This is a genomic window from Bradyrhizobium sp. WYCCWR15520 (assembly GCF_056174665.1).
In genome coordinates, this window is sequence record NZ_JBWBWM010000039.1 from 39,164 (window position 1) to 54,524 (window position 15,361).

Annotated in this window: 11 protein-coding genes and 1 tRNA gene; 5 read left to right on the top strand and 7 right to left on the bottom strand. The window is 61.3% G+C overall.

Translation table 11 applies throughout. From position 1 onward, the window contains the following. Positions 1-77: 77 nt before the first annotated feature. The gene (locus AC0QUY_RS33645) at positions 78-668 is read left to right on the top strand and encodes a Spy/CpxP family protein refolding chaperone (protein ID WP_475390312.1); all 591 of its coding nucleotides are present in this window, start codon (positions 78-80) and stop codon (positions 666-668) included. 176 nt (positions 669-844) lie between these two features. Next, positions 845-920, top strand: a tRNA-Lys gene (locus tag AC0QUY_RS33650). 190 nt (positions 921-1,110) lie between these two features. Here the strand turns inward: AC0QUY_RS33650 and AC0QUY_RS33655 are convergent. The 3 genes from AC0QUY_RS33655 to AC0QUY_RS33665 form a co-directional block, all read right to left on the bottom strand. Further along, the gene (locus AC0QUY_RS33655) at positions 1,111-2,229 is read right to left on the bottom strand and encodes a hypothetical protein (RefSeq protein ID WP_475390313.1); all 1,119 of its coding nucleotides are present in this window, start codon (positions 2,227-2,229) and stop codon (positions 1,111-1,113) included. A gap of 948 nt (positions 2,230-3,177) precedes the next feature. Then, positions 3,178-3,900: a hypothetical protein gene (locus AC0QUY_RS33660; RefSeq protein WP_475390314.1), complete on the bottom strand. Its 723-nt coding sequence runs from the start codon at positions 3,898-3,900 to the stop codon at positions 3,178-3,180. A 251-nt stretch (positions 3,901-4,151) separates the two neighbouring features. After that, a complete protein-coding gene (locus AC0QUY_RS33665) occupies positions 4,152-5,444 on the bottom strand; it encodes an esterase/lipase family protein (RefSeq protein WP_475390315.1) in 1,293 nt (430 codons plus the stop codon). Positions 5,445-5,611: 167 nt separating this feature from the next. On the opposite strand from AC0QUY_RS33665, the gene uraD reads away from it, so the two are divergent. Next, positions 5,612-6,499 carry a 2-oxo-4-hydroxy-4-carboxy-5-ureidoimidazoline decarboxylase gene (uraD, locus tag AC0QUY_RS33670; RefSeq protein ID WP_475390316.1) on the top strand — a complete coding sequence of 296 codons (888 nt, stop codon included), beginning with the start codon at positions 5,612-5,614 and terminating at the stop codon, positions 6,497-6,499. A gap of 61 nt (positions 6,500-6,560) precedes the next feature. Here the strand turns inward: uraD and AC0QUY_RS33675 are convergent, their stop codons facing one another. After that, the gene (locus AC0QUY_RS33675) at positions 6,561-7,964 is read right to left on the bottom strand and encodes a nucleobase:cation symporter-2 family protein (protein WP_475390317.1); all 1,404 of its coding nucleotides are present in this window, start codon (positions 7,962-7,964) and stop codon (positions 6,561-6,563) included. 182 nt (positions 7,965-8,146) lie between these two features. Here AC0QUY_RS33675 and pucL point away from each other — a divergent pair, with 182 nt between their 5' ends. After that, complete coding sequence (pucL, locus tag AC0QUY_RS33680; protein WP_475390318.1) at positions 8,147-8,989, top strand: factor-independent urate hydroxylase; 843 nt, start codon at positions 8,147-8,149, stop codon at positions 8,987-8,989. 16 nt (positions 8,990-9,005) lie between these two features. Here the strand turns inward: pucL and AC0QUY_RS33685 are convergent, their stop codons facing one another. Together AC0QUY_RS33685 and AC0QUY_RS33690 are read right to left on the bottom strand one after the other, a co-directional pair. Continuing rightward, positions 9,006-11,732: a molybdopterin-dependent oxidoreductase gene (locus AC0QUY_RS33685; RefSeq protein ID WP_475390319.1), complete on the bottom strand. Its 2,727-nt coding sequence runs from the start codon at positions 11,730-11,732 to the stop codon at positions 9,006-9,008. A 2-nt stretch (positions 11,733-11,734) separates the two neighbouring features. Continuing rightward, on the bottom strand, positions 11,735-12,556 hold the full coding sequence (locus tag AC0QUY_RS33690; RefSeq protein ID WP_475390320.1) for an FAD binding domain-containing protein: 822 nt from the start codon (positions 12,554-12,556) through the stop codon (positions 11,735-11,737). A gap of 147 nt (positions 12,557-12,703) precedes the next feature. Here AC0QUY_RS33690 and AC0QUY_RS33695 point away from each other — a divergent pair, with 147 nt between their 5' ends. Further along, on the top strand, positions 12,704-14,053 hold the full coding sequence (locus AC0QUY_RS33695) for an 8-oxoguanine deaminase (RefSeq protein WP_475390321.1): 1,350 nt from the start codon (positions 12,704-12,706) through the stop codon (positions 14,051-14,053). A gap of 160 nt (positions 14,054-14,213) precedes the next feature. On the opposite strand, the gene AC0QUY_RS33700 is transcribed toward AC0QUY_RS33695, so the two are convergent. Beyond that, a complete protein-coding gene (locus tag AC0QUY_RS33700; protein WP_475390322.1) occupies positions 14,214-15,293 on the bottom strand; it encodes a BMP family ABC transporter substrate-binding protein in 1,080 nt (359 codons plus the stop codon). Positions 15,294-15,361 lie beyond the last annotated feature (68 nt).

Consider the following 15,361-nt stretch of genomic DNA (forward strand, 5'->3'; position numbering starts at 1 on the left):
GCCGGTCTTGCCAATCCTTAAGTTGAACGCAGGCCGGGGCAGGCTCATCTTCAGGCAACCTTTCACAGGAGGTTCGCATGAGGAAGTTCGCCATCGCAGCGGTTGCGGTTCTCGCCATCGCCGGCTCCACCGCCGTCTACGCCCAGCACCGCCATTGGGGCTACGGCCATATGCGGATGAGCCCGGAAGACCGGGCGGCTTACGCGGACGCGCGGATCGCGGCCGTCCATGCCGGCCTCAAACTCTCGGCCGAGCAGGAAAAGCTGTGGCCGCCGGTCGAGGCCGCGGTCAAGGAGTTCGCCAAGCTCAAAATCGATCGCGCCAATGCGCGGATGAACCCGCCGCGGGACGATTCCAGCCAGCAGAAGCCGGACGATCCGGTGGCGCGGCTGCGTGACCGGGCCGAGACCATGGCGGCCTCGGCGGCGGCCATGAAGAAGATCGCGGATGCGGCCGACCCGCTCTACAAGACGCTGGATGACGGCCAGAAGCGCCGGCTTGCCGTCCTGACCCGGATGGACCGGTTCGGCGGCCGGGAAGGCTGGCGCCACCACCGGTTCGAGCGCGAAATGGGCAGGGATCGCGACTTTGACCGGCATCGGGGCTATGACCGCGACCGTTATGACCGGGATGGTGGTCCGGACCGGGGCGGCCCGGAGCGGCTCTGACGGCCCGGGCCGGGCCCACATCCGAACATCCGCAAAAGCCGCTGAAATCCAGCGGCTTTTCGCCATTCCGGAAAGCCGCCAAAGCCCGGGAAAACTTCAGCCGGCTTGCTGGACATCCCGGGATCGCTTTGCTAAACGACGCCCCTCGCAAAGGTTTTTCCGGACCTAAAGCGTCCGGGCGCATAGCTCAGTTGGTAGAGCAGCTGACTCTTAATCAGCGGGTCCCAGGTTCGAGCCCTGGTGCGCCCACCAAGCCTTTCAAGGACTTAGGGACCTCGCGAAGCGGCCATTCCGACAGGCGGTCAGCGGCTATTCCGACAAACCGGCTGCCTTTGTTCGCTCCTCCCGACGCTTCTTCGTGCCCGAAATGAGCTGCTTGCGTGTGCGCTTCGCATATGTCGGGAGCTGCCTTGAGGACCGGTGCCGCCCCGCTGCGCGCAATTCAGCATCCGTGAGGTCGCTGTCGGCTCCCTCTGTAAAGCCGCCGTGGCGGAACGAGGTGAATGACAGTTCTTCTCGGAGACCCGGCGGACCGGATGATTTCCTTCACCACATCACGCAAATAGCGAAGGTCTTTCTTTTCGGTAATCCATGGCAGTGGCGTACGAGATCTACGGTGCGCGTGATCCCGCCGGAAAACGAGGCCTGAGACCATCGTCTTCTTGATTTCGTCGAGTTCGGCCATCAGCTCCGGGAAGAGCGCTTCACCTGCCTCATCGAACAATGGCCACCACGCTTCCTCGCCGTTCTTGGGATGCACGATCCTGACACTATTCGGACGCTCCTTCGGTCGATAATGAGCGATCTCGAAGGCGCCGAAGACGTGCTCTTCCCGCTGCAGCCATTCCCAGGTTACAAGCGAGGCTGTCGCGACCGATCGATAGCCAAGACCCTTCGCGGCGGCCCGGAATGCAACGAGTTCTTCCCACGTCGCGGTCGGCGTCTCGCGCACGGCTTGACCGGGCGCCCGCGCCTTCAGCCCCATGCGCGAGAACGGATTAATAGCTGGGACCTTCTTCTCTTCTGCGCGCTGACCAACGAACCACGCCCGCCGGCAGGCGACCATCGCGGCGTTTGCGAAGCGGCGGCGCTCTCGCCTTACGGTGTTGCCATCCGCGTCCTTTTCGTCGACGACGAGCAACTTCGCATAGACCGCGTCCACGAAACCCTTCGTGAAATCCGAGATTTGCTTCGAGCCAGCTCGCGTGCCATCCTTCAGGCTGTGGTTGGCGAACAGCGACAAACCTTGCTCGTAGAGACGCTGTGTCTTGTGATCGATCTCCTTCCACTTCTGGTGCGCCTTAAACACGCCCGCTAACCAGTCAAACGATCCCGGCGCCACGGCTGCCGGGACCATGTCCGCTAGGCCTCGAGACCGCCAGCTATCGAAGGCTGGCAAGAGGACGTTCTCCGCGCGATCGACGGCGGCTGCGTAATCCTGCCCCAATGCTTCAGCTTCAATTTGGCAACCCTGCGTGCGGGCCCAAGTAGGCGGCTCAAAAAAGTATGCCCATCGACCATTCTTCAAGGGCTTTCGCCGGCAATAGCGCGGGAGCTTCAATGCAGTGCGGGGTGGTTTCATACGAGGGACACCAAGTCTTGTTTTGCTGGACCATCCGAATCCGGCTCGATGAAGTTGTCAATGGCGGCCTTAGACCAGATCGGTTCTCTCGCGCGTCCAATTCCGTGATAGCCCATCGGTGGGGGCGCTTCACCTCGGGTGACACCGCGTGCCAACTCTCGTGTGTCACGATAATCTAGGTATGCCGCGGCCAGGTCCGCACGCATTACCGCGGGCCAGGCGCCGGTTGGAGGATAGCGGGCGGGAAGGGGCGAGCGTGGCGACATCGCGCTTTCTCGCACCTCACACGTCAATCAGAACGTAGCTGCCGAGTCCTACTCTTATTGGCTTCACTCGACGACGCCGCGTCACGTCTGTCTCCGGACACCATCATTACGGTCAAATTCGGCTTCGAATGTGAGCAGACACGAACGATCGCGAAAAGGACGACAGAGGGCGCGTGCGGCATTCGGCTAGCCTAGAGCGTGATTTGGTCGGCATCGCTGGGCTGTTGCTGCATGCTGATGGCCCTACGGTCGCGGCGATCAACTCGTTCATGAACGCGGAGCCGAGTGCGGAAACTGGTGCGGGTTAGGCACTTTCTGCCTCGATGGGAGCCGTCCTCGCACCTGCAACCAGACCTTTATGAGCGGCAGAATAAAGGTCGCGGCAGTTGCTTTTTCCTACATTTTTGGTGGAGTTCGGGTCCGTTCGTTGCGTTTCGTTACCATCATTTCTGGTGCGAAACTGGTGCGTACGTGGCATCGAATCTGTTTTGAGCGTGTGTCACGGACGGCCGTTGGTTGGATTCACCTGTAGGGACCTTTAAACTACGATCTGGGGGTCAGGAGTTCGAATCTCTTCGGGCGCGCCATTCAAATCAAATGCTTATCGCAAATCACCGTTTGAGAAGACGAAACTAAAACGGTTTTTCAAACGGCGATTTTCTCAACAAATCCCCTGGACTTTCACGATATCCGCAGGCTGGAGCGAAGTGACGTCGTTGACGCGGGCGCCCGTGTAGGCGCAGATCCAGGGGATCCACCGACGCGCCGCCTCCATCTCAGTGGAAAGCAAATGGGAGCCCCTTTGGAGGGTCGCCTTGAGGATTGTACGGGCGTCCTTATCCGAAAAGCCCTTTTCATCGTCATCTTTCTCAGTCGCGACGTTGCGAACCACGACCCTGGCGACCGGATTGTCCGTCAGCTTGTCCTCATCGACGAGGTATTGGCAGACAGCCTTCAGGGCTGCGAGATGAACGTCCTTCACGGTCCGGGGGGAGCGCTTCCTGACCTGTCTGCCGACGCGCACGTCCTGCTTCAGCAAGACATTCTTCCACTCGATGACCTGCTTTCTGGTCACCTTGGCGAGATTTGAATCCTTGTTGAACTCGATGAATTCCACGATGACCGGCCGCCAGCGCTCGACGGTCGATGCGGCAAGGCCGGCTGCTTCTGCGTACTTGTCGAACCAGGTCAGCGCGTCGAGCCGCTCGGGCTCCGGCGGCGGAAAGCTGGCGGCCGCGGGAGACGGCGCGAAGTCACCGTTTGCCTGGCGGGCCAGGTCGGTGGTGGTCAGACCTCTCGTGCGGAAGAACGCCCGTACGAACAAAGTTTGGCTGTCGGAATCGAGGCGAAGCTTTCGACTGTCGCGCAGGACCGGCGCAGGCATGCGAATGACCACGGTTGTGTAGCACCCTTGTGTAGCACCGGGATGCTGCGCAAGCCCTTATCAGACCGTAACAATTTGAACGGACTGATTAATTCCCGCCGATGGGTTAGGAATCCCTCCCTGCGCTCCGGGGTAAATCAAATCTCAGTATCTGCAGCGGCTTGGGTTGCGCATACTCTCCGCCGCCCCAGTCGACACGCGACTGGTACACAGGACTTCACGCTCCTCGTGCATCGCCGAAAGCGATCCTGCTACGACCCCTTTGTCCTTCGACCAACCATTCGCGGCTTTTTTCCAGCTATCAGATTGGACAGGATCGCTCGTTGGAGTGGCTTCTCGAATAATTCTTTGGGCGGTGGTCGCTTACTCTTTGATCTTTTGACCCATGAATCGATGGCCCGATTTACAGCTTTGACATTGGCTACTGAAGGCGAACGAGCCGCGCGCTTCCTGCTCACTGGCAACCTTCTCGTTTTCACGATGGAATCAATCACTGAGAGAACCTCAGCATGTTCAAGTAAAAGGGCGTGATCCTTGGCTTGCTTCAGCTCATAACGATTGGCCGGGCGGGAGTATGCATGCCAAGCCGCCCAAGCTGGTACAGTTCCATCCCCCGGGCCGGGTATTCCTGCAATCGGACTGGGCTTGGTCCCGGGCTTCTTGTTCCAAAGTAACTCGACAGCTGTATTCGCGTCCAACGATGATCTGACATTAAAATACACGGGGGTAACGCTCGATTGGAGCGGCTGAGCTATTCTAATTAACTCAGTACGAGCGCGGCTAAGAAATGGCTGGTGATCTTTGACCGGCTGAGGCCATTGGCTCATCATGCTAGGGTCATACGGATCGGTGTCGGAATCGTCTACGGGATCATATTGGGGATAGCGCCTCAAGCCGAGTCTTCGACCATCACGATCGTAGATCTCTTTCGGCAAGAACATCAGTGTGTACGGACCAGGAAGAGAGGCTGTTATCTTGATTACGTCAGCCTTGCCATAGATGTTGTTCAATAGATCCTCATCACCGCGGAAATATCGATCCTGTTGAGTCGATGTTCCGTAGAACGGAGTTGCGATAGTCACGATCGACCGAAAACCAAGCTTGCTAAAGCTGCGATCGGCTAATGCATAGGTGCAAACCAAACCTCCCATGCTGTGACATACAACGGTCAGACTTGGGATCGGATCCTTTCGATGCACCGCAAGTATTTCCTTTTGGAAGCGGTAAACAAAGTCCCTGAAATAAATTGCGCTTTCGGAAAGCGGTCTGCGCCAGTCAAAACCGAATACGAAATAGTTCCAACCCTCGGTGCGAGCATAATCGCGGAGTTCTTCGTATGGTGTTTGTGTTATGAATTTCAGAGGTCCATGCGCCGCAACCACGTGAGAGTCCTTGTCATGCTCCTCTCTTCCTCTTACTTCGATTTCCAAATTTCGCGCGTCGCGCTTTGGCCAGAAAATTCCCCAATCGAGCCAGCTGACGTCGTTAATGACATTAGGCTCTCTCCCGACGGGATACTCCGTGCGTTCCAACTGGGAGCCCATGCCGCGACCGAGAGACTGATCTCGTTCGTCGGCGTGGCCAACGGCCGAGGTCAGGGAGGCCGCGCCGCCGCCGGAGCCAGAGGTTCGCAGAACCGGCCTGTTTGGCTGGTCGTATGATCGCAGGAAGCCCGACGAGTGATCGCCGGGCGGGGACGGTGAGGCGCGAAATGTCAGGGAAAATCCTGTCCGACCTGAATCGCTGCAGCAAGGACGATTTTGTTGCGGCGCTGTCGAACGTCTTCGAACATTCGCCTTGGATTGCAGAACAGACGGCATCTGCGCGTCCCTTCGCGGGCATGAAGCAGCTGTTCGATGCTATGAAAGCGGCGGTCGATCACGCCCCCGCGGAGCTGCGCCTCGCATTGATCAAGGCGCATCCTGATCTCGCCGACAAAACCCAGCGCGCGACGGGGCTTACCGCTGAATCCGATGCCGAGCAGAACAGCGTCGGCCTCGACCGGCTGTCGGATGCGGAATATGCCGCGTTCGAGCGGCTCAATAACGCCTACCGCTCGAAATTCGGTTTCCCCTATATCGTCTGCGTCCGCCGTCACACCAAGGATTCGATCTTGCGAGATTTCGAGCGGCGGTTGCCCAACGATGCCAAGGCGGAGACGCAGATGTCGATCGGGGAAATCTGCCGGATTGCGGCGCTGCGACTGGACCAGCTTGTGTCGTCTGACGACAAGCTGCCGGTGCACGGGCGCCTGTCCACCCATGTGCTCGATACCCATAGCGGCCAGCCGGCAGCGGGGATTGCGATCGAGCTCACGGAGCTCTCCGAGCTCGGCACGCCCCGCGTGGTGACGCGCACGGTGACCAACAGCGACGGCCGCACCGATCAGCCGCTGATCGGCGGCCGACCGGTGCCGATCGGCCGTTATGAGCTGATGTTCAGCGTCGGCGATCATTTTGCCGCGCGCGGCGTGCCGATTTCGGATCCGCCGTTTCTCGACAAGATTCCGTTGCGCTTTTCGGTGAGCGACCCCGAAGGCCACCTGCACGTGCCGCTGCTGGTCACGCCGTGGAGCTACGCGACATATCGGGGGAGCTGAAGCTTCATGGCGCGCAGAGATGGTGGGCACGGCGCAAGAGCGCCTTTGCCCACCATACATGCTATACATGCTGCGCCGATGATGCCGCCGCTGTGGCGTCCGCTTCCGCAGCGGCCTTGCTGCCGACGCCATTGAAGAAGGCGTTCAGCATGACGGCAACCAGCGCGCAGAGCAGGATGCCGGACTCGAGCAGCGGATGCAGATCGTGCGGCAGGTTCTTGAAAAAATTCGGGGCGACCAGCGGGATCATGCCGAAGCCGACTGAGATTGCGACCACGAACAGGTTGAACTGGTTGTTCTTGAAATCCACCGTGGCGAGAATGCGTGCGCCGGTCGCGGCCACCATGCCGAACATCACGAGCCCCGCGCCGCCGAGCACGACCAGCGGCACGGCCTCGACCAATGCGGCCATCTTCGGCAGCAGCCCGAGCAGCAGCATAATGGCGCCGCCGGTGATCGTGACCCAGCGTGAGCGTACGCCGGTGACGCTGACAAGGCCGACGTTCTGCGAGAACGACGTGTAGGGAAACGTATTGAATATACCCCCGAGCAGCGTCCCGACGCCGTCGGCGCGCAAGCCACGGGTCAGCGCGTCTCGATCGACTTTCTTGCCGGTGATCTCGCCGAGCGCCAGGAACATGCCGAGCGATTCAATCATCACCACGATCATCACGATGCACATGGTGATGATCGGCACAAGATGGAATGTCGGCATGCCGAAGCGGAACGGGATCACGAGCGCGCCCCATTGCGCCGCGGCGACTTTTTCGAAATGCATGATGCCGAAAACGCTGGCGAGCACCGCGCCCGCGATGATACCGAGCAGCACGGCCACATTGGCGACGAAGCCGGTACCCCATTTGATCAAGGCGAGAATGACCAGCAGCACGAACAGCGCGATGCCGAGCCCCTGCAACTGGCCATAATTGGGATTGGGGAAGGCGCCGGGGACACCGTCGATCATCTTTGTCAGGGTCGGCAGGCCGCCACCGGCCCAGTTGATGCCCACCCGCATCAGCGAGATGCCGATCACCAGAATGATGGTTCCGGTGACCACGGGCGGAAACAGCGGCAGCAGCCGGCTGATGAAGGGCGCGGCAATGATGCCGAAGATTCCGGCAGCGATCACCGAGCCGTAGATTCCGAGCAGGCCGACGCCGGGTGCGGCGGCCATCGACAGCATCGGGCCGACCGACGCGAACGTCACCCCCATCATCACGGGCAGCCGGATACCGACCCCGGGAAAACCGAGACATTGCACCAGCGTGGCGAGGCCACAGGCGAACAGGTCGGCCGAGATCAGGAAGGCAAGATCCTCAGGGGGCAGTTTCAGCGCCCGCCCGATAATCAAGGGCACCGCGACCGCACCGGCATACATCACGAGCACATGCTGCAGGCCGAGCGCCAGCAGCCGTGGCACCGGCAGCGTCTGGTCGACCGGATGGATTTCGGTGGTCGTGGTCATGGCTGAGCCCCCTTTGGCGGGCCCCCCCGGCCCGTTCAAACCGATACAAGGTGCGTGCCAGATGCTTGCCCTCCGAAGCAGGCCCTCAGGCGCTTGCTCAATGGCACGAACGTTGCTCAATATTGGACCATATCGGGCAACCACAGTCCCGCAAAATGACCGGTCGAACTGGAGGCTCCAACGTGCCGCTGATCAAGAACAGATACGGTAAGGGCCGCGTCCGCGTGATGCGCATCCATCGCGACGGTGGCCGTCATCAGGTCAGCCAGCTCAACGTCAAGGCGATGATGGAGGGCGACTTTGCCCGCGCCTACACCCATGGCGACAACTCCACCTCGGTGTCGACCGACACGATCAAGAACGTCATCAATATCGTCGCCCGTGAAAACACCGGGCTGTGCACGGAGGAATTCAGCCAGATGCTGGCGAAGAAATATCTCGACACCTATCCGCAGATCGCCTCTGTCGCGCTGACCGTGCATGAGACCAAATGGAGCCGGCTCAGTTTTGGCGGCAAGCCGCATCCCCATAGCTTCGTGCTCGACAGCAACGGTAAGCCAACCGTGGAATTGTCATCCGTCCGTGGCGGCGAGACGACGATGTCATCGGGAGTCGATGGCTTTACTTTCATGAAGTCGACCCAGTCGGGCTGGGAGAATTACGTCAAGGACAGCTACACCACGATCCTGCCGACCGCCGACCGCATGTGCGCGACAAGCATGGTGGCGTCGTGGAAATGGTCGGGCAAGCCGACGAGCTATCCCGCGACCAACAGGAAGATCCTCGACTCGGTGCTGGAGGTTTTCTCGATGACCTACAGCAAGAGCGTGCAGGATAGCCTCTACCGGATGGGCGAGGCGGCGCTGGCCGCAGTGCCGGAAATTTCCGAGATCAGTATGGCCTGCCCGAACATGCACTTCATCCCGATGAACCTCTCGGCGTTCGGGCTGGATAACAACAACGACGTGTTCCTGCCGACCGACGAGCCCCACGGCCAGATCGAATGCACGGTGGGACGAGGCTGATTTGTCGCCTCCTGGCTCATCCAGATCCAAATTTTTCATGCAACAGCGGCCATAGCCGGTCCGGCTTGAACGGGGTCGCCGTGAAGCGGATGCCGGTGGCGTTGGCAATGGCGTTGCCGAGCGCGGCGGCGACCGGATTGTACGGGCTTTCGCTCATCGATTTGGCGCCCATCGGCCCCAGCCTGTCCGACGTGTCGGCAAAGAACACTTCGGTGCGGGGAATGTCGGCAAAGGATGGCAGATGATAGTCGCGGAATTTGGGATTGATGACCCGGCCGTTGTCGTCGATCACCATTTCCTCGTAGAGCGCAGCGCCCAGCGATTGAGCGACCCCGCCCTCCACCTGGCCGCGGCACTGCAGCGGATTGGCGACGCGGCCGGCATCGGCGGCCTGCACGCTTTTCAGGATCTTGAGTTCGCCGGTGAATTTGTTCACCGCGACGCGAAAACCCTGAACGTTGAAGGCAACTGACCGCGGCGTGCCCGACGAATTGCCGCTGGCGGTCAGCACCTTGCCGAGGGATTGCGCTGACGCGGCGAGCAGGGCGTAGGGCGTGCGGCGCCCGGCGCACACGGTGGTGTGGTTGTCGAGCGAACACGCATCCGGGTTCTCGCCCAGCAATGACGCCGCGAATTGTTTCAATTGATCCGCCAGCGTCTCGGCCGCGGCCTGCGTCGCGTTTCCCGCGACAAAGATGCCGGCGCTGCCATATGCGCCGGTGTCGTGGCCGCCATGCGCGGTGTCGGATTGCAGCAGACGGATGCGATCGACGGTCGTCGCCAGCGCGGACGCGGCGATCTGGCGATGCACGGTGCTGGTGCCATTGCCGAATTCGGCGGTGCCGACGGTGAGGTCGAAGCCGCCATCCTCGCGCAGGGAAATGCTGCAATCGGCGAAATGACCGGCCGGCGGCACGGTGTCGATCATGGTCAGCGCGATGCCGTCCCCGGTCAACCAGTCCGCGGAGAGGGAGGGCATAGGCGCCTGGGCGGCCATCGCGCGCTCGACCAGATCAAGGCATTGATCGAGGCCGTAGCTGCCATAGAGCACGTCGTGATATTCGGATTCCGGCGGCGATAGCATGGCATCGCCGGGTTTGACGACATTGCGGCGGCGCATCTCGAACGGACTGATGCCGAGCTGCTTTGCCAGCTCGTCGATCGCGGCTTCGACGGCGATCAGGGTTTGCGGCAGGCCATAGCCGCGAAAGGCCCCGGCGGGCACGGTGTTGGTATAGGCGGCGACACCGTCGACCTTCTTGTTCGGGCAGTTATAGACGCCGATGCATTTGCCGACCGAATGAAACAGCACCGGGCCGGCGTGGTTGCCATAGGCCCCGGTGTTCGAGAGGACGTCGAGCTGCAGTGCCGTGAGCTTGCCGTCCTTGTCGGCGCCTGCTTTGACGGTGACCTGCATCGGATGACGCGTCGAGGTCGCGATGAACTGCTCTTCTCGCGTTAGCTCGAACTTGACGGGGCGGCCGGTCTTCAGCGCGGCCAGCGCAAGGATGTCCTCAACGAACATCTCCTGTTTGCCGCCAAAGCCGCCGCCGAGGCGCTCGCAAAATACCCGCACTTTATCGGGCGGAAGATGAAAGAGGTCGGCGAGCGTACGCCGGGTCAGGAACGGCACCTGCGTGCTGGAGCGGACATTGAGGATTCCATCGGCATCGACCCAAGCAAGGCCGCCGTGGGTTTCCAGCGCCGCATGCTGGACCCGCTGGGTCGTAAAAGTACCTTCATAGGTGACGGGGGCCTGCGCCAGTGCGCCCGCGACATCGCCAAATTCACCATGGATTTCTGCCACGATATTGCGGCCTGCGTTCGCGACACGGTTTGCCGGCGTCTTGTCGCCGTGAATCGGAGGAGCGCCCGGTGTGATGGCGGTGGCGGGATCGATCACCGCCGGCAGGATTTCGTACGCGACATCGAGTTGCCGGCAACCTTCCTCGGCGGCGGCCTCGGTCTCGGCGATGACAGCGGCGACCTTCTCCCCGATGAAGCGGACGACGTTGTCGAGCACCCTGGTGTCGTCCGGGTCCATCCAGTCCCATTCGTGCCGCGCGGTCGAGAACAGCCGGTCTGGCGCGTCTTCGAAAGTCAGCACGCTATGCACGCCAGGCACGCCAAGTGCGGCGCTCTTGTCGATCGAAATGATCTTCGCGTGCGGATGCGGCGAGCGCAGCATCTTGATGTGCAGCAAGCCTTCCAGCGCGATATCGAACGTATAACGTTCCGCACCGCACACCACCCGTGGCCCAGCAGGCGCTGGCAGGCTGCGGCCGAATGCGGTGCCGGCGTCGGCGTCCTCGATATTGTTCTTGCCGTTCAGCGCATCCTCGATCGAGCGATAGCCGGTGCAACGACAGATGTTGCCTTTTAGCGAGGCGCCGAGGTCTTGCCGCTGCGCCTGGTTCAGCGATGCACAGGTCAGGATCATGCCGGCGGTGCAGAATCCACATTGAAACCCCTGTGCATCCAGAAACGCCTGTTGCATTGGATGGGTGCCGCCATCCGCCGCAAAGCCTTCGATCGTCGTCACGGCATGACCCTCGGCGCGGAAGGCCGGGATCAGACAACTATGCACCGGCTCGCCGTCGATCAGCACGGTGCAGGCGCCGCAGTCGCCGGCGTCGCAACCCTTCTTGACGCCGAAATGGCCGAGTTCGCGCAGGAACGTGCGCAGGCATTGGCCGGGCTGTGGCGCTTCGAAAAATTCCTTGCCGTTGATCTGGAACGTCATGCTTATGCCGTGCCTTGCAATTCGACGCGGATCTCTTCCGCAAGCCGCAGCGTCATATGCTTGCGCCATATCGGTCTGCCGTGAACGTCGGTATGGTAGAGGTCGTCGGCAATGCGCTGCAAAATCGTTTCGCGCAATTCCTTGCCGCTGGGGATTCCTGCGAAGGACAATCGAACAGGCCGCTTGGTCGATGCCGTTATCGTTAGCGCCAATCCGCCGTCGCTGGTCACGCTGCCGATCAGCAGAGCCGCCGAGCGGCCGACCGGCGTCAGCGAAATCTGGCGGAACGCCGAACGCCGCCTCAAGGCCGCGAGCGGGATATCGACCTGTCGCAACAGATCGCCCGGCGCGAGTACGTTACGTTGGTCGCCGGTGACGAAATCGACGACTGCAATTTTCCGCTCGCCGCCGGCGGCCTGCCAGATGGTGCAGATGCCGTCGAGCGCCGAGGTCAACGAGATCATCGGCCCCGCGGGCAGCGACATGCAGATATTGCCGCCGACGGTCGCCGTCTTCCATATCTTGAAAGAAGCTAGAAACGCGCGGCAGCACTGGTTGATCAGCGGCGAAGCGATCCATTCCGTAGGACAGGAAAGCGCATCGAGCTGCGCGACCGTGCAGGTCGCTGATATCCTAAGTTCGGTCTCCGTGGCGGTCAGCGCCGGCCATTTCAGGCCAGTGAGATCGATCAGCCGGGTCAGATGCGCCTGCGGTTCCGAGAACAGCCAGGTCCCGCCCGCGAGCCATGCATCGCCTGCCGTCCAAACGGGCAATTGGTCCCGTGTCGTCGGATGCGCAACCGCGCTAATGGTGTTCAGGTTCATGGATACGCTAACGCTTTCAAGTAGATGCATCTACGTCTATGAAGTCTTGCAAGACCAGCGCCAATTGCCAATGCCGTTGGGGTGGTCTTTGCATCACGTAAGGGGGAGGGTGTCGGCCGAGACGCCCTTCGCAAATCAGGTGGGATCATGGACCAAACGCAGGCGATCTGGATCAAGGATCCGCTTTCTATTTTCGCCGACGGCGCCGAACGCGGCATTGTGATCAGCGGCGGCAAAATCGTCGAGCTGGTGCCGCGCGGCCGAGAACCTGCGACCGCCAACGCCACCTTATATGACGCCAGCGCCCACGTCGTGCTGCCCGGCTTGATCAACACCCATCATCATTTCTACCAGACGCTGACCCGGGCACTGCCGGCGGCGCTCGATCGCGAACTGTTTCCGTGGCTGCAGGTGCTCTATCCGGTCTGGGCCCGGCTGACGCCGGAATCGCTCCACCTCGGTGTCACCGTGGCGATGTCGGAATTGCTGCTGTCCGGCTGCACCACCACGACCGACCATCATTATGTGTTTCCGGCCGGGCTTGAGAACGCCGTCGATATCGAGGTCGCCGCCGCCCAGCGTCTCGGCATTCGCGTGCTGCTGACGCGCGGCTCGATGGATCGGTCGCAGAAGGATGGCGGGCTGCCGCCCGACAGCGTGGTGCAGGACGAGGACACGATTTTGGCCGACAGCGAACGCGTGGTGGCGAACCACCACCAGCGCGGCGAGGACGCGATGGTGCAGATCGCGCTGGCGCCATGCTCGCCGTTTTCAGTGACGACCTCGTTGATGCGCGCGACCGCCACACTTGCTGAAAAGCTCGACGTCCGCCTGCATACGCATCTGGCCGAAACCGAGGACGAGAACAAATTCTGCGAGCAGATGCATGGCTGCCGGCCGCTGGATTATCTGGAACAATGCGGTTGGCTCAATGCGCGGACCTGGCTGGCGCACGGCATCTTCTTCAATCCGGACGAAATGAAGCGGCTCGGCAAGGCCAAAACCGCCATCAGCCATTGCGCCTGCAGCAACCAGATTTTGGCGTCGGGCTGCTGTCCGGTCTGCGAGATGGAGGAGGCGGGGGTTTCGATCGGTCTTGGTGTCGACGGCTCGGCCTCGAACGACGAGTCCAACCTGATGCAGGAAGTCCGCGCTGCGTTCCTGCTGCAGCGGGCGCGCTACGGCGTTTCCCGCGTCAGCCACAAGGACGCGCTGCGCTGGGCCACCAAGGGCTCGGCGGCCTGCATCGGCCGTCCCGAGCTCGGCGAAATCGCGGTCGGCAAGGCCGCCGACCTCGCATTGATCAAGCTCGATGAGCTGCGCTTCTCCGGCCACGGCGATCCCTTGGCTGCGCTGGTTCTATGCGGTGCACATCGCGCCGACCGGGTGATGGTCGGCGGCAACTGGGTGGTAACGGATGGCGCGATCCCCGGCCTCGATGTGCCCGACCTGATCCGCCGCCATAGCGCCGCGGCGCGCGCGATGTATGCGGGGTAGGGCTGTCCGTCATTGCGAGCGAAGCAATCCATACCTCCGCGCAAAGAAAGGATTGCTTCGCTTCGCTCGCAATGACGAGAATGTGGATTGGGCCTGACAATCAAGAGAAAGGTCCGAGCATTGCTGTCCGGACCCGGTTCGTCTCGTAACGAGCTGTCCCCTACTTGCCGGGGATCTTGTCGTCGATGCCCTTCACGTAGAAGTTCATGCCGAGCACTTGTCCGTCGTCCAGATGGGTGCCGCCCTTGCATTCGACTTCCTTGCCGTCCTGTCCGACGATTGGACATTTGAACGGCTGCAGCTTGCCCTCGATGATGGCGGCTTCGGTGTCCATCGCCAGCTTCTTCACGTCGTCGGGCATGTTGGTGTAGGGCGCCATCATGACGAGCTTGCTCTTCAGGCCACCCCAGAAATCTTCCGACTTCCAGGTGCCATCGAGCTCAGCCTTGACGCGCTGGATGTAGTAGGGGCCCCAATTGTTCATGGTCGAGGTGAGCTGCGTCTTCGGTCCGAACTTGATCATTTCGGAATCCTGGCCGAACGCCAGCTTGCCGCGCTCGGCAGCGACCTGCATCGCGGCCGGGCTATCGGTGTGCTGCATGATGATGTCGGCGCCCTGGTCGATCAGCGCCTTGGCGGCGTCGGCTTCCTTGCCGGGGTCGAACCAGGTGTTGGCCCAGATGATCTTGACCTTGATGTTAGGATTGATCGTCTGAGCGCCGAGCATGGTGGCGTTGATGCCGGAGATCACTTCCGGAATCGGGAACGAGGCGATATAGCCGAGCACGCCCGATTTCGACATCTTGGCGGCGATGATGCCCTGGATGTAGCGGCCCTCATAGAAGCGGCCGGAATAGGTCGACAAGTTCTTGTCGCGCTTGTAGCCGGTGGCGTGCTCGAAATGCACGTTCGGGTATTTCTTGGCGACCTTCAGCGTCGGCTCCATGTAGCCGAATGACGTCGTGAAGATCAGCTTGTTGCCGGCGCGCGCCAGCTGCTCGATCGAGCGCTCGGAGTCCGGACCTTCGCTGACGTTCTCGAGGTACGTGGTTTCGACCTTGTCGCCGAATTCCTTAACCATCTCGAGGCGGCCGAGGTCGTGCTGGTAGGTCCAGCCGAGATCGCCGACCGGTCCGATGTAGATGAAGCCGACTTTGAGTTTGTCGGCGGCGGAAGCGCCGAACAGGCTTGCCCCGGTGGCGAGGATCGCTGTCGTTGCGGCGATGAGAATCTTGCGCATGGATTTCTCCGTTTTATTGACGGGTGAAGCATCTCTCCCGATGCGCGGCGCCCCGTCGCGCGCGCTTC

Bases quoted from the DNA above. Each gene is read 5' to 3' on its own strand.
- AC0QUY_RS33645 (WP_475390312.1), top strand. From the start codon at position 78: ATGAGGAAGTTCGCCATCGCAGCGGTTGCGGTTCTCGCCATCGCCGGC.
- AC0QUY_RS33660 (WP_475390314.1), bottom strand. From the start codon at position 3,900: ATGCCTGCGCCGGTCCTGCGCGACAGTCGAAAGCTTCGCCTCGATTCC.
- uraD (WP_475390316.1), top strand. From the start codon at position 5,612: ATGTCAGGGAAAATCCTGTCCGACCTGAATCGCTGCAGCAAGGACGAT.
- AC0QUY_RS33665 (WP_475390315.1), bottom strand. From the start codon at position 5,444: ATGGGCTCCCAGTTGGAACGCACGGAGTATCCCGTCGGGAGAGAGCCT.
- AC0QUY_RS33695 (WP_475390321.1), top strand. From the start codon at position 12,704: ATGGACCAAACGCAGGCGATCTGGATCAAGGATCCGCTTTCTATTTTC.
- AC0QUY_RS33690 (WP_475390320.1), bottom strand. From the start codon at position 12,556: ATGAACCTGAACACCATTAGCGCGGTTGCGCATCCGACGACACGGGAC.
- AC0QUY_RS33700 (WP_475390322.1), bottom strand. From the start codon at position 15,293: ATGCGCAAGATTCTCATCGCCGCAACGACAGCGATCCTCGCCACCGGG.
- AC0QUY_RS33685 (WP_475390319.1), bottom strand. From the start codon at position 11,732: ATGACGTTCCAGATCAACGGCAAGGAATTTTTCGAAGCGCCACAGCCC.
- AC0QUY_RS33675 (WP_475390317.1), bottom strand. From the start codon at position 7,964: ATGACCACGACCACCGAAATCCATCCGGTCGACCAGACGCTGCCGGTG.